We start from the raw sequence: 14854 nt of genomic DNA on the forward strand, positions 1-14854 counted from the left end.
TGTCCCAAAATCGCACAGGGGGTGCAAGCGGCGCAGTTACTTTGATTTTGCAAGTCTGCTCAACGCAATAGTCAATCGAAGTGCATATCTGGCTAAAAAGAAACGGGCCCCCATTGCTGGAGACCCGTTTCACTATACTGGTGGTTCTCGGTCAAAACATCGGCGCCACGGATTTGCGGGGGCCGGTGATGTCTATTACCGCTTTGCTTCCACTGCGTCCCAGAACAGAGCAGCAATATTGGTGCCGTCAAAACGCTCGATCTCGCGAATGCCGGTCGGCGAGGTGACGTTGATCTCGGTCATGTAGTTGCCGATGACGTCGATGCCGACCAGAATGAAACCGCGCTCCCGCAGGGACGGTCCGATGCGTGCGCAGATTTCACGTTCGCGCGCCGTGAGCTTGCTCTGTTCGGGCCTGCCGCCGACATGCATGTTGGAGCGCGCATCGGTTTCTGACGGCACGCGGTTGAGCGCGCCGACCGGCTCGCCGTCGATCAGGATGATGCGCTTGTCGCCTGCGCGCACGTCTTTCAAATAGCGCTGGGCGATGAACGGCTCGCGGAAAAGCTGGCCGAACATTTCGAGCAGCGAAGTGAGGTTACGATCACCGTCGGCCAGATGAAACACGCCCGCGCCACCATTGCCATAGAGCGGCTTGAGAATGATGTCGCCAAATTCGCGGCGGAAATCCATGACTTCCTGCGGGTCCTTGGTGATGAGCGTTTCAGGCATCAGGTCGGGAAATTCAGTGACGAAGATCTTCTCGGGGCTGTTGCGCACCCAGGCCGGATCGTTGACCACCAGCGTCTTCGGATGGATGCGCTCCAGAAGATGCGTGTTGGTGATGTAGTTCATGTCGAAGGGCGGGTCCTGACGCAGCAGCACCACATCCATTTCCAGCATGTCGCGGCGCTCAGGTACGCCCAGCGTGAAGTGATCGCCTTTGACGTCGCGCACTTCCAGTTTTTCGAGGCGCGCCGAAACGACGCCGTCGCGCATCGACAGGCGGTCAGGCGTATAATGATAAAGCTCGTGGCCGCGCTTCTGCGCCTCCAGCGAAAGCGCGAACGTTGTGTCGCCCGTGATGTTGATCGTGCTGATATGGTCCATCTGGACCGCGACTTTGAGAGCCATGATTTCCTCGCGATTCGAAGTTGCGGGAAATCTAAAACGGAATGCACCGGCGATATAGTGCCTTTCTGCCGCCGAAACCGTGCCAATTCAGGCTTTCCGGCGTCCACAAAACACAAAAAAGTGTTTGCCATGGGGCCTCACTTCCAAACGAGGCAACCCTCCCCATATGATGGATCACAAATAGATACCCCTAGAATCAAGAGAACCTCATGAAAAAGATTGGCTTTCTCTCGTTCGGCCATTGGTCGCCCTCCCCGCAGTCGCAAACCCGTTCGGCTGCCGATACGCTGCTGCAATCGATAGATCTGGCAGTAGCCGCTGAAGAACTGGGGGCCGATGGCGCCTATTTCCGCGTGCACCATTTTGCGCGTCAGCTCGCCTCGCCCTTTCCGCTTCTAGCGGCGGTTGGCGCCAAGACCAGCAAGATCGAGATCGGCACCGGCGTCATCGACATGCGTTATGAAAACCCGCTTTACATGGCGGAAGATGCAGGCGCTGCCGACCTGATCGCTGGCGGACGCTTGCAGCTTGGTATCAGCCGCGGATCGCCCGAACAGGTGATCGACGGCTGGCGCTATTTCGGCTACGCGCCGGAAGAAGGCCAGACGGATGCGGATATGGGCCGCAAACATGCGGAAGTGTTTTTGCGCACGTTGAAAGGCGAAGGCTTTGCGCAGCCCAATCCGCGCCCGATGTTCCCCAACCCGCCCGGCCTGTTGCGCCTTGAGCCGCATTCGGAAGGATTGATCGACCGCATCTGGTGGGGCGCAGGATCGAACGCCACCGCGGTCTGGGCAGCCAAGCTCGGCATGAATCTGCAAAGCTCCACGCTGAAAGACGACGAGACGGGCGAGCCGTTCCATATCCAGCAGGCAAAGCAGATACGCGCCTATCGCGAAGCCTGGAAGGAAGCGGGCCACAGCCGCACGCCGCGCGTTTCGGTGAGCCGCAGCGTCTTCGCGCTTGTCGATGACCGCGACCGTGCCTATTTCGGCGCTGGCGGCAAGGAGCGGGACAGCATCGGCTACATTGATGAGAATACGCGGGCGATCTTCGGTCGCTCCTATGCCGCGGAGCCGGAAGACCTCATCAAGGAATTGGCGCAGGACGAAGCGATTGCCGAGGCAGACACCCTGCTTCTGACCGTCCCCAACCAGCTTGGCGTCGACTATAATGCCCATGTCATCGAAGCGATTTTGAAACATGTCGCTCCGGCGCTTGGCTGGCGCTGAATTGCCGCATTTATGCCATGCCGAAGCTTTTCATTTGGCGGGAAAATGCTCTAGAGCATTTCCAGCAAAAGTGCGTAGCGCCTACGCAGGGAAATCAGTCCACTGGACTGATTTCTGATCCTGCTTCGATGCGCAGGGTAATGCGTAAAAACAAATAGATAGAGCGGTTCCCCGATTCCGTTTTAACCGGAACCGCTCTAGACACAGCGGTTGAATGATACTTTTCGGGAGGAAAAGGTGACGTCCGTCAAAACTGTCATATTCGCCGACCATATCGCAGAACTGGGCGAAGGCCCGGGTTACGATCCGCTGACAGGCCATGTCTGGTGGTTCGATATTCTCGGGCACAAACTCATCGAGCGAAACTGGGAAAGCGGGGCAATGGAGGTCCATGACCTTGGCATGAAAGCCAGCGCCCTTGCCGTCATCGACCGCGAGCGCCAGCTTCTGGTCAGCGAACACGGGCTGTTCATCCGCGAGCGCGCCAATGGTCGTCTGACGATGCATCATCCGCTGGAAGCCGACAATCCGGTGACGCGCTCCAATGATGCGCGCGTCCACCCCTCCGGCGCATTCTGGATCGGCACCATGGGCCGTAAGGCCGAGAAGGATGCCGGTTCCATCTGGTGGTATCGCGAAGGCCAGGTGAAGAAGCTCTTTTCCGGCATCACGATCACCAATTCGATCTGCTTTTCGCCGGATGGAAAGATCGCCTATTTCGCCGATACCGACCGCAATATCATCTGGCGTGTCGATACCGATCCTGAAACGGGGCTGCCGGTTTCGGAAAAGAGCGTCTTTCATCACCGTGTCGATGAAGGCGGCGTTGACGGATCAGTCGTGGATGCGGAAGGCACCGTCTGGAACGCCTGCTGGGGCGGCAAGGCGCTACACGCATATTCACCACAAGGTCGCCTGATCCGCTCGATAGAACTGCCTGTAAGCCAGCCGTCCTGCCCGGCCTTTGTCGGCCCGGATGCGGCGGTCATGATCGTGACCAGCGCCCATGAAGGCATGAACGACGAAGCCCGCAATGCCGATCCCCATGCCGGAAAGGTGCTGCTGCTCGATCTCACATTGGCGGGGCGGCATGATCCGCCGGTAGCGCTCTAAAAGATAAAGGCCCCTTCCGGGGCCTTTTTCATTGTGGTGTCAGATACCCTCGACAATGACGATCTCACCATCCGCTACGGTCTGGCGAATAGCTTTCGCCGCCTGATATTCCGGCGAGTTGTAGCAATCGAGCGCGTGCTGCATGGTCTCGAACTCGATGATGACATTGCGCGCGCGTCCTTGTCCTTCGACGGCTTCCGCCTTGCCGCCGCGCGCAATGAAATTCGCGCCATAGCGTTCGAAGGCGGGTTTGGCTGTGGACACATAATCCTTGTAGCGTTCCGGGTCGCGAACATCCACGCGGGCGATCCAATAGGCTTTCGTCATGCTTTCCTCCTCGAAAACTATTTACGCAGCGGAGCGCATTTCTTCCAGAATGGCAAGGGCAGACGCTTTGCGATCCGCTGCGCCGACAATCGGTCGCGCCACGACAAGATGGCTGGCGCCGGCACGAAGCGCATCCGCTGGCGTCATGACACGCTTCTGATCACCCTTCTCCGCGCCTGCGGGACGAATGCCCGGCGTCACCACCGCCATATCCGGTCCGATAGCCTGACGAATGGCGGCAGCTTCGGCTGCGGAAGCGACGATACCACCCATGCCGGCGTCCAGCGCCTGACGCGCGCGCTTCAGGACCAGCGTTTCCGCATTGTCGGAATAGCCCGCTTCGCGCAGGTCGGCATCATCCATCGACGTCAGAACCGTCACGCCGAGCAAGCAGAGATCTGACCCTCTGGCGGCTTCGACGGCAGCGCGCATGGCTTTTGGATAGGCATGGAGCGTGAGCATCGAAACGCCCATCTTCGCAACATTCTCCACGCCCTTGGCGATGGTATTGTCGATGTCGAGCAGCTTCATGTCGAGGAAGACTTTCTTCTTCGCCGCAATCAGGCTCTTCGCAAAATCGAGACCGCCCGCAAAAACCAGCTGATAGCCGATCTTGTAGAAGGACACGGCATCACCGAGTTCCTCAACGGCTTTTTCCGCTTCGGCGATAGTCGGCACGTCGAGGCCCACGATCAGCTGATCGCGCAATTCTGTCGTCGTCATGAAATTCTCCGCTGCAATTTTTGTTCTAATCGCACAACGGGGCGCGGTACGAAAGATACCGCGCCCCGAAATATGCAGATTGAACGGAGAATCAGCCGACCCGGCTGATCACGCTCTGACAGACGGCTGTGAGCATTTTGGCGCTGCGCTCATCCTTGAGGGTGCCGTCCTCGTTGAATGCCACCGAGGCGCGACCGACCGAACATTGTTCGGTCACGACCTGCGTTCCAACCGCCATCAACACCGCGCGCAGGTGGTAGAGCCCGCGCATACCGGCGAACATACCGTCCGACGTCGAACACAGACCGACCGTCAGCCCGCCATAGGGCCGCAGCGGCTGGTCGCCATCCTTGGAAATGCGGCTGACCCAGTCGAGCGTGTTTTTCAGCAGCGGCGGGATCGATGCATTATATTCCGGCGAGCAGATCAGAAGCGCGTCGTGTTCGGCAAAGAGCCGACCGAGCTTCATGGCGTTTTCGGGAACGCCATGCTCCTTTTCCAGATTCTGGTCCATCAGGGGCAACGGATAATCAGCAAGCGTGATGCGGGTGACTTCCGCACCCTGCGCCCGCAATTCCTGTTCGGCGGCATCCGCCATATGACCCGAGAAAGCGCCGATACGGATCGAACCGGCGAAGACAAGAACACGTGCGGTCATGGACAACTCCGAGAATCAGCAAATACAATCACGGACAGTCAATCAGCCGAGCGGCCTGCGGTAAACCCACAGCTGTGCTGGCGGAACATTACGCATGACGAAATCATAGTGCTGAACCGTATAGTTTCCGCGACCGGCTGGGACCGGCGGCAAAGGTCCATAAGTGATCTGCATGAACGGACGGCCGCGCGGAATGCGCGTCAGCATATCTTCGATAAGCTGCACACGGCGCGCCATCGGGAAGTTGAGCAGCGGCACGGCAGAAATAATACTGTCGAACTGCTGGTCCTTCATGGTGCCGAGCGTGGTGTCGAGATCGAACGCATCGCCCTGGATGATGTTCACCTCGGGATAGGTCTTGTTCAGATGCTCGACGAAATCCTGCGAATATTCGATCGAATAAAGATCGGATGGCTTCACGCCATGCTTGAGGATCGCCTTGGTGATGACGCCGGTGCCCGGCCCAAGTTCGAGAACCGGCAGGCCGGAATGGATATCGATCACGCTTGCCATGCGCCGCGCGGTGATGGAGCTGGTCGGCAGAATGGCGCCTACCGCTTTCGGCCCGTCAATCCACCCTTTGAAAAAACGGATTTCCTCGTCGAATTTCGCGGCGAGTTTCCTGCCGAGTTGACCTGCCATTCCGCATGCTCCCATTGTCGTTATTGGACAAGCTTATGCCGCTTTCAATTCCTTAAGCAAGGCAGGAATAAGGAAAATATGAAAAAAGGGAGCCGTTTGGCTCCCCTTTTTTACTCACCTATTCCCTCGAAGAATTCCTTCATCCGCGAGAAGAACCCGGCTGATTTCGGGCTGTTCTCCTGCGAGGAGAGCTTTTCGAATTCCTCCAGTAATTCGCGCTGGCGCTTCGACAGGTTCTGCGGCGTCTCAATATCGATCTGGATATAGAGATCGCCCACCGCCTGCTGGCGCAGAACCGGCATGCCCTTGCCCTTGAGGCGGAACTGCTTGGCGTTCTGCGTGCCTTCGGGAACCTTCACGCGGGTCTGGGTGCCGTCCAGTGTCGAGACTTCGAACTGGCCGCCCAGCGCCGCCGTGGTCATCGAGATCGGCACCTTGCAATAAAGGTCGGAGCCGTCGCGCTGGAAGAACTCGTGCGGCTTGACCGAAAGGAAGATGTAGAGATCGCCCGACGGACCGCCGCGCATTCCGGCTTCGCCTTCGCCTGCAAGGCGAATACGGGTGCCGTCCTCGATCCCGGCCGGGATATTGACCGAAAGCGAACGCTCCTGCGTCACGCGGCCCTGACCGTGGCACTTGCCGCAAGGATCCTTGATGACCTGACCGCGACCATTACAGGTCGGGCAGGTGCGTTCCACCGAGAAGAAGCCCTGCGCCGCGCGCACACGGCCCGAGCCCGAGCACATGGTACAGGTGGTGGGCTGCGAACCCGCCTTGGCACCCGAACCGGAGCATTCATCACAGGTGATGGAGGTCGGCACGCGAATCTGCGCCGTCTTGCCGGCGAAAGCTTCTTCGAGCGTCACTTCCATATTATAGCGCAGATCGGCGCCGCGTTCGCGACCGTTGCTGGAACGGCGGCGACCGCCACCCATCATCTCGCCAAAAATATCTTCGAAAATATCGGCAAAACCGCCCGCGCCCGCAAAGCCATTGCCAAAACCGGCACCTGCGCCGCCATTTTCAAAGGCAGCATGGCCGAAACGGTCATAGGCTGCCCGCTTCTGCGGGTCCTTCAGCGTTTCGTAAGCTTCGCCGATTTCCTTGAACTTGCGTTCAGCTTCCGGATTATCCGGGTTGCGATCAGGATGGTACTGCATGGCGAGCTTGCGAAAAGCCGCTTTCAGCGTCTTGTCATCGCAGGACTTTTCTACGCCCAATGCTTCGTAATAATCGATCTTCATACGTCCGTTACCCCGGCGGCTGGACCGGACTCCCAACCGGAGCCTTCGTTATTATTCATCGTCTGCCGAATACCGAAACTGGCAAAAGCCCGGCATGGAGCCGGGCTTTCACTGTCAGCGGCAGATGATTACGACTTCTTCTTGTCGTCGTCGATTTCTTCATAGTCGGCGTCAACGACATCGTCCTTGGACGAAGCCTGCTCGCCGCCTTCGGCGTCCGCACCTTCAGAAGCCTGCGCTGCCTCATACATGGCCTGACCGAGCTTCATCGCCGTTTCAGCGAGCGTCTGGGTCTTGGCCTTGATGTCTTCGGCATCGTCACCTTCAAGCGAGGTCTTGAGCGCAGCGATAGCGCCTTCGATGGCCTGTTTGTCGTCTTCCGAGACCTTGTCGCCGTAATCCTTCAGCGACTTTTCCGTCGAGTGGATCAGGCTTTCGGCCTGGTTCTTGGCTTCGACGGCATCGCGGCGCTTCTTGTCGGCGTCGGCATTGGCCTCGGCGTCCTTGACCATCTTTTCGATGTCGGCATCCGACAGACCGCCCGAAGCCTGAATGCGGATCTGGTGCTCCTTGCCGGTGCCCTTATCCTTGGCCGAAACGTTGACGATACCGTTGGCGTCGATGTCGAAGGTCACTTCGATCTGCGGTACGCCACGCGGTGCAGGCGGAATGCCCACGAGGTCGAACTGGCCGAGGATCTTGTTGTCGGCAGCCATTTCACGCTCGCCCTGGAAGACGCGGATCGTCACAGCCGACTGATTGTCTTCGGCAGTGGAGAAGGTCTGCGACTTCTTGGTCGGGATGGTCGTGTTGCGGTCGATCAGACGGGTGAACACGCCACCGAGCGTTTCGATGCCGAGCGACAGCGGGGTCACGTCGAGCAGCAGAACGTCCTTGACGTCGCCCTGCAGAACGCCGCCCTGAATGGCCGCGCCCATGGCGACGACTTCGTCCGGGTTCACGCCCTTGTGCGGTTCCTTGCCGAAGAAGGCCTTCACGACTTCCTGGATCTTGGGCATGCGGGTCATGCCGCCGACCAGAACCACTTCGTCGATTTCACCAGCCTTGAGACCAGCATCTTTCAGAGCGGCCTTGCACGGCTCGATCGTGCGCTTGACGAGGTCTTCGACAAGGCTTTCGAACTTGGCGCGCGACAGCTTGATGGCCAGATGCTTCGGACCCGTTGCGTCAGCGGTGATGAACGGCAGGTTGATTTCGGTCTGCTGGGCAGCCGACAGTTCAATCTTGGCCTTTTCGGCAGCTTCCTTGAGGCGCTGCAGAGCAAGCTTGTCGTTCTTCAGATCGATGCCGCTTTCCTTCTTGAACTCGGTGATCATGTAGTCGACGATGTGCATGTCGAAGTCTTCACCGCCGAGGAACGTGTCACCGTTGGTGGACTTCACTTCGAACACGCCGTCACCGATCTCAAGCACCGACACGTCGAAGGTGCCGCCGCCAAGATCGTATACGGCAATAGTCTTGCCTTCGCTCTTGTCGAGACCATAGGCGAGCGCGGCAGCGGTCGGTTCGTTGATGATGCGCAGCACTTCCAGACCGGCAATCTTGCCAGCGTCCTTGGTGGCCTGACGCTGGGCGTCGTTGAAGTAAGCCGGAACCGTGATAACGGCCTGCGTGACGGTTTCGCCGAGGTAAGATTCAGCCGTTTCCTTCATCTTCTGAAGGATCATCGCGGAAACCTGCGATGGCGAATACTTCTTGCCGTGAACTTCTACCCAGGCATCGCCATTGTCGCCCTTGACGATCTTGTAAGGGACGAGATCCTTGTCCTTGGTGACCATCGGATCGTCGAAACGGCGACCGATCAGGCGCTTGACTGCAAACAGGGTGCCTTCCGGATTGGTGACGGCCTGACGTTTCGCAGGCTGACCAGCGAGACGTTCGTCACTATCGGTGAAAGCAATGATGGAAGGCGTCGTGCGGGCGCCTTCGGCATTCTCGATGACCTTCGCGCTCTTACCGTCCATGACGGCGACGCAGGAGTTGGTCGTTCCCAGATCGATACCAATAACTTTAGCCATATTTCTCTCCATTCAGCAAACCGCCAAGACCTCTACCGAGCGTTCCATGGGCGGCTCCTACGGTTTTTCACAATGCCCGCTTCAAGGTTGGGTTTCCGGAGGTTTTTTCAAGACCCCTCGGCCTGTCATCGAAGCCCTGTGCGAGGCGTATATAAGAAAGGCGCTTTTTCACTGCAAGTCAGAACAGCCGGACAGTCATAAATTCCTTCCCGGCTAATCTGACAGGTCTTTATCCGGACGATCCCTACAGGGAACCTATAGGTCTACGAAACCATTATTTTTGCCCGCCCGATAGATCGCATCGATGACGCGCTGATTGGCCTTGGAATTCTCCAATGAAAACAAGGCTACATCCTCGCCCTGCACCGCCCGCACAAAATTTTGCGCCTGCAACTGATAATGGTTTGCGTCCGAAAACGACCATTCCGTCGCTTCCGTATGGCCTGCGTCGTTGAGCGTCACGCGGCCATGACCGTATTTGCCGGTGTTGAACGGCGCATGAACCTCGATGAAGCCCTTGTCGCCGTGGAAAACCATGAACTGACGCCCGGCAAGCTGCGTCGCTACATAGAAAGTCATGTCGAAGCCGTCGAATCGGGCCGCGACATTGGCATAGCGGTCAGTGCCGAAATTCGGGTCGATTTCGACGGAAGCCTGCACGGAGAGCGGCTCCTTGCCCGTGACCATGCGGGTTACGACCGTCGGATAAACGCCAATATCCGGCAGCGCGCCGCCGCCGAGGTCGGGCTGGTTGCGCATATTGCCGGGATCGACGTTGAAATAGCTGAAAGCGCCCTGAACATGGCGCAACGTGCCGATGGCGCCTTCGGCCAGCAATGCGCGCACCTTGATCCATTGCGGATGGTAATAGACCATGAAAGCCTCGGCGATTGTGACCTTGTGCTTGTCGCGTGCGGCGATGAGCTGGTCGATATCGTCGGCTTTCAGCGCTATCGGCTTTTCACACAGCACATGCTTGCCGGCTTCGGCCGCCTTGATCGTCCATTCGATATGCTGCGATGTCGGCAGCGGGATATAAACGCCGTCCACCTGATCGCTGGCCAGCAATTCCTCATAGGAGCCGAAGGCAAGCGGGGCACCGAAACGGTCGGCCACGGCGCGGGCACGCGCGTGATCGCGGCTCGCTATCGCATGGACCACGCCATTATCCGACGCGGCCAATGCGGGAATCACCTGCGTGACGCCGATTTTGGCGGTGGAAAGAATACCCCAACGGAACATGCCATTTCCTTTAGTTTCGCGGCTGAACACTATCATCGATTTCGTGACCGGTGGTAATCGATGACATGTTTGACCGAAAGACAAAAGGAAAAATCCCGTTACAGGCGTTCTTTCCAAAAAGGCGTAAATTCACATCCGCCGCAAGGCTGGCGGCGCAAGCGTCAACAGCCCGCCGAGCGTCATGGCGAAGCCAACCCACAGCGGTGCATGGAGACCATATCCCGCTTCCATCGCCAGACCGCCGATCCATGGACCAAGGCCGAGGCCGATATTGATAACCGATGCGTGAATTGCATTCACCAATGCGCCGGGATGGGCAATGCGCATCACACGCGCCACGAAAGCCGGGTTCAACGCAATGCCGGTCAGGCCGATCATCACGATGGCGAGGATTGCAGCAGGCTTGAGTTCGGCGAAAAGCGCGAAGATCAGCATGGCTGCAAGCATCACCACAAGACCTGCAAAGATCGTCACGATCGTGTGCCGATCAGCAAAGCGCCCGGAAACATAGTTGCCGACGATGTTGGCCGCACCATAGATGGCGAGCAGGAATGGAACCTGCATGGCCGAAAATCCGGCCAATTCCACGGTGATCGGCGACAGATAGCTGTAAACCGCAAAAGACGAGCCGATGACCAGCGCGCTGGTGGCATAGGCCGCCCAGAGCTTCGGCTTGCGCATTTCCGCCAATTCCGAACGCAGATCGGCCTGCGGTCCGTCACGGGTCGTTTCGATCTTCAGCGCGATGACCAGCGCGCAAAGCAGAATCAGCACCACGATGCTCCAGAAGCTGGCGCGCCAGCCGAACGCATTGGTGATCGCCGTTGCAATCGGCACGCCCAGCACGGTGCAGAGCATCAATCCGGCAAAGACCAGCGAGGATGCCCGGCCGCGCAGTTCCGGCGCGACGAGTTGCGCCGTAATGGCGAGCATGAGGCCGAAACTGGTTGCGGCGGCCATGCCGGTCAGCACGCGGGCGGCCAGAAGCACCTGGAAATTGCTGGTGGAGGCGGCAACGCTCTGCGCAAGCGCATAGAAGATCAAAAGGCCGAGCAGTCCGCGCTTGTTCTCGATCTTCAGGGCCAGAAACAGCACCGTTACCAGCGGACCGCCGATCATCATGCCCAAGGCATAGAGCGAAATCAGATTGCCGATATCGGCAATGGAGCGGCCAAAAGCTTCCTGAAGCGAGGGCATCATGCCCGAAATCATCAGTTCGGAGGTCGTCAGCGCAAAAACGCCGAGACTGAGACAATAGACCACCAGCGGTATTGCCCGCGCCTCTTTACGGGACGCAACCGTCCCCTCCGCCGCAAGGGCAGAATCGCACGAATCGTTCATGGAGACGAATCCTATTTATGTAATAATGATTATATAATTCATATCGACTTGTTCGAGCGCGTCAAGAGAATTATATAAGACAGACTACAGAAAGGGAGGAAAAATGGTTTCGCGCGGTCGCCCGCGCAGTTTCGATCGCGATGCTGCGCTGGACAAGGTCATGAAAGTTTTCTGGGCCAAGGGCTATGAATGCGCCCAGATCAGCGATTTCACGGCAGCCATAGGCATTACGCCGCCGAGCTTCTATGCCGCTTTCGGCAACAAGGAACAGGCGTTTCGCGAGGCCGTGGATTTTTACCGACGCACCATCGGCGCTGCCCCCTTCAGAGCTTTGGAAGTCGCCGCCACCATTCAGGACGGCATACGCCTCTGGCTTGAATTGAGCGCAGACAGCGCTTTTGCGTGTCCTGCTGGCGGCTGCATGATCAGCGTCAGCTCGATCCAGTGCAAACCGGAGAACGTCCCGGTCAAGGAATTCCTGACAGCCATTCGCCACACCAATCAGGACCTGCTTTCCAAGCGCCTGCAACGCGCCTTGCGCGAGGGCGACCTGCCGCCCGAAACCGACATCGCCCAGATGAGCGAATTCTACCACGCGATCCAGCAGAGCCTCTCCTATGAGGCGCGTGACGGCAGTTCGCGGGCCGCGGTGCAAAAGATCATCGACATGGCCATGCGCGCCATGCCCGCAAAAGTGAAAAGCCCGGCTTGAAGCCGGGCTTTTTACTTTTTGCTTATCCGCGCAGCACGCCGCCGGTCTGTTTGGCGACACTTGCCACAACCTGTTTCGACAATGCGTCCAGATCTTCGTCGGTCAGGGTGCGGTCCTGCGGCTGAAGCAGCACTTCAACCGCAATCGACTTCTTGCCTTCGCCAAGCGATGCACCGGTGAAGACATCGAACACCTGAACGCCGACGATCAGCTTCTTGTCGGCTGCCGAAACCGCCTTCACGACATTGCCCGCTTCGACAGTGGCATCCACCACAAAGGCATAATCGCGTTTGAGGCTCTGGAACTGCGACAGGTTGAGCGCAGGCTTGGTGCGGGTCGCCTTTGCCTTCGGCTCAGGGATCGCATCGATATAGATTTCGAAGCCGCAGAGATTGCCCGACACGTCGAGGGCTTCCAGCGTGTCCGGATGGAACTCGCCGAAATAGCCAAGCACGACCTTGGGGCCGAGCTTCAGCGTGCCGGAACGGCCCGGATGGAACCATTCCGGTCCACCGGCTTCGATCTGGATGCGATCAACCGGCGCACCGGCAGCGTCCAGCGCCGCCAGCGCATCGGCCTTGGCGTCGAACACGCCAACGGTCGCCGCATTGCCCGACCAGAAGCGGCCAGCGCCTTCAACGCCCGCCGTTCCGCGACGGATACCACCGGCTACACGGCGCTGCTTCTCCGGCGTGTCGCCTTCATAGATGCCCGAAACCTCGAACAGAGCGATATCGCCAAAACCGCGATCCGCATTGCGCTGTGCCGCAGCCAAGAGGCCCGGCAGAAGCGACGGACGCATATCCGACATGTCGGCTGCAATCGGGTTCGCAAGCTTCAGCTCCGGCTGGCCGCCGCCAAATGCCCTGGCCTGCGCTTCGGAAATGAAGGAATAGGTCACCGCTTCCAGCATGCCGCGCGAAGCGAGCATACGGCGGGCATGACGCGTGCGAATCTGCAAGGTGGTCAGGATGCGGCCATTGACGGCGCCATGGTTTGGCAGCGGCTGCGGCTCGATCTGGTTGATGCCGTGAATACGCATGACTTCTTCAACGAGGTCGGCCTTGCCTTCCACGTCTCCACGCCATGTCGGCACCGTTGCCTTGATGACCTTGCCATCGCCTTCGACACCGAAGCCGAGACGCTTCAGGATATCGAGCGAAGCGTCGTAGGAAACCTCGATACCTGTCAGGCGCTTTACTTCCGTGACCGGGAAATCGATGACGCGCGCAGCTGGCGCCTTGTAACCGACAACGTCGAGAACCGTCGGCTGTCCACCGCACAGGTCCAGCACCAGCTGGGTTGCAATTTCCGCACCCGGAACCATCATTTCCGGATCGACGCCGCGCTCGAACCGATAGCGCGCATCGGTGACGATGCCGAGTTCGCGGCCCGTGCGTGCAATCATGCGCGCATCCCAAAGCGCGGATTCGATCAGCACATCGACCGTGTTCTCGTCGCAACCGGAATGTTCGCCACCCATGATGCCGGCAATCGATTCGGGACCGTTTTCATCGGCAATGATGTACATGCCGGGCTTCAACTTATACTCGCGCTGGTCGAGCGCCAGAATGGTTTCGCCTTCACGCGCCGCACGCACCGTCAGATTCCCCTTGACCTTGGCCGCGTCGAAAACATGCAGCGGACGGCCCTGATCGAAGGTCACGTAATTGGTGATATCCACCAGCGCATTGATCGGGCGCAGGCCGATTGCCTTCAGACGCTGCTGCATCCATTTCGGGCTCGGGCCGTTCTTCACGCCCTTGACCATGCGCAGCGCAAAGCCAAGGCAGAACGGGTTTTCCGCATCCTGATCGAGAACGATCTTCACCGGCGTTTCGCCTTCGCCCTTGGCGGCGGCTGGCAGCGTGTTCTTCAGCGTGCCGAGACCGGCGGCTGCCAGATCGCGGGCAATGCCGTGAATACCGGTGCAATCGGCGCGGTTCGGCGTGAGGCCGATTTCGATAATCGGATCGTCAAGGCCCATATAGGCCGCAAAGCTTGTGCCCACCGGTGCATTTTCTGGCAGATCGATGATGCCGTTATGCTCGTCGGACAGTTCCAGCTCACGCTCGGAGCACATCATGCCAAAACTTTCGACACCGCGAATCTTGCCGACCGACAGCGTGACATCGAGACCCGGCACATAGTCGCCCGGACGGCCCAGAACACCGACCAGACCGGCGCGGGCATTCGGCGCGCCGCAAACGACCTGTACCGGCTTACCATCGCCCGTATCGACGGAGAGCACGCGCAGCTTGTCGGCATCGGGATGCTGGGTGGCACTCACCACCTTGGCGATCTTGAAAGCCTTGAAAGCGGCGCGGTCATCGACCGATTCCACTTCAAGACCGATATCGGTCAGCTTCTCGACGATCTGGTCGAGCGTCGCATCGGTTTCAAGGTGATCCTTGAGCCAGGAAAGCGTGAATTTCATGATCGTGTTC

Annotated in this window: 13 protein-coding genes; 3 read left to right on the forward strand and 10 right to left on the reverse strand. The window is 58.7% G+C overall.

From position 1 onward, the window contains the following. Positions 1-195 precede the first annotated feature (195 nt). On the reverse strand, positions 196-1134 hold the full coding sequence (gshB, locus tag WIX40_RS14025) for a glutathione synthase (protein WP_339440297.1): 939 nt from the start codon (positions 1132-1134) through the stop codon (positions 196-198). Positions 1135-1343: 209 nt separating this feature from the next. Between gshB and WIX40_RS14030 the strand changes: the two genes are divergently transcribed. Both WIX40_RS14030 and WIX40_RS14035 read left to right on the forward strand, forming a co-directional pair. After that, positions 1344-2366 carry an LLM class flavin-dependent oxidoreductase gene (locus tag WIX40_RS14030; RefSeq protein ID WP_339440298.1) on the forward strand — a complete coding sequence of 341 codons (1023 nt, stop codon included), beginning with the start codon at positions 1344-1346 and terminating at the stop codon, positions 2364-2366. A gap of 237 nt (positions 2367-2603) precedes the next feature. Then, positions 2604-3479 (forward strand): SMP-30/gluconolactonase/LRE family protein, encoded by an 876-nt coding sequence (locus WIX40_RS14035; protein WP_109370343.1) that lies wholly within the window; start codon positions 2604-2606, stop codon positions 3477-3479. Between the two features lie 39 nt (positions 3480-3518). Here WIX40_RS14035 and WIX40_RS14040 read toward each other — a convergent pair whose 3' ends face one another. From WIX40_RS14040 to WIX40_RS14075, 8 genes are all read right to left on the reverse strand, one after another. Next, positions 3519-3806, reverse strand: coding sequence for a DUF1330 domain-containing protein (locus WIX40_RS14040; protein WP_109370075.1), 288 nt, complete (start codon positions 3804-3806; stop codon positions 3519-3521). Positions 3807-3827: 21 nt separating this feature from the next. Continuing rightward, entirely contained in the window at positions 3828-4529 is a 702-nt protein-coding gene (pyrF, locus tag WIX40_RS14045) for an orotidine-5'-phosphate decarboxylase (protein WP_109370074.1), read from the reverse strand. Between the two features lie 91 nt (positions 4530-4620). Further along, complete coding sequence (locus tag WIX40_RS14050; RefSeq protein WP_121536950.1) at positions 4621-5187, reverse strand: NADPH-dependent FMN reductase; 567 nt, start codon at positions 5185-5187, stop codon at positions 4621-4623. Positions 5188-5229: 42 nt separating this feature from the next. Further along, positions 5230-5829: a phospholipid N-methyltransferase PmtA gene (gene pmtA, locus WIX40_RS14055; protein ID WP_109370072.1), complete on the reverse strand. Its 600-nt coding sequence runs from the start codon at positions 5827-5829 to the stop codon at positions 5230-5232. Positions 5830-5939: 110 nt separating this feature from the next. Then, positions 5940-7073, reverse strand: a complete 1134-nt coding sequence (gene dnaJ / locus WIX40_RS14060; RefSeq protein ID WP_109370071.1) for a molecular chaperone DnaJ — start codon at positions 7071-7073, stop codon at positions 5940-5942. Between the two features lie 128 nt (positions 7074-7201). Next, on the reverse strand, positions 7202-9112 hold the full coding sequence (dnaK, locus tag WIX40_RS14065; protein ID WP_109370070.1) for a molecular chaperone DnaK: 1911 nt from the start codon (positions 9110-9112) through the stop codon (positions 7202-7204). Between the two features lie 255 nt (positions 9113-9367). After that, positions 9368-10354 (reverse strand): Gfo/Idh/MocA family protein, encoded by a 987-nt coding sequence (locus tag WIX40_RS14070; RefSeq protein ID WP_339440299.1) that lies wholly within the window; start codon positions 10352-10354, stop codon positions 9368-9370. Between the two features lie 129 nt (positions 10355-10483). Next, entirely contained in the window at positions 10484-11695 is a 1212-nt protein-coding gene (locus WIX40_RS14075) for an MFS transporter (RefSeq protein WP_339440301.1), read from the reverse strand. 103 nt (positions 11696-11798) lie between these two features. On the opposite strand from WIX40_RS14075, the gene WIX40_RS14080 reads away from it, so the two are divergent. Further along, positions 11799-12407 (forward strand): TetR/AcrR family transcriptional regulator, encoded by a 609-nt coding sequence (locus WIX40_RS14080; RefSeq protein ID WP_339440303.1) that lies wholly within the window; start codon positions 11799-11801, stop codon positions 12405-12407. A gap of 22 nt (positions 12408-12429) precedes the next feature. Here WIX40_RS14080 and pheT read toward each other — a convergent pair whose 3' ends face one another. Further along, on the reverse strand, positions 12430-14844 hold the full coding sequence (pheT, locus tag WIX40_RS14085) for a phenylalanine--tRNA ligase subunit beta (protein ID WP_339440305.1): 2415 nt from the start codon (positions 14842-14844) through the stop codon (positions 12430-12432). Positions 14845-14854: the final 10 nt, after the last annotated feature.

Source organism: Ochrobactrum teleogrylli (genome assembly GCF_037482325.1).
Lineage (GTDB): Bacteria > Pseudomonadota > Alphaproteobacteria > Rhizobiales > Rhizobiaceae > Brucella > Brucella teleogrylli.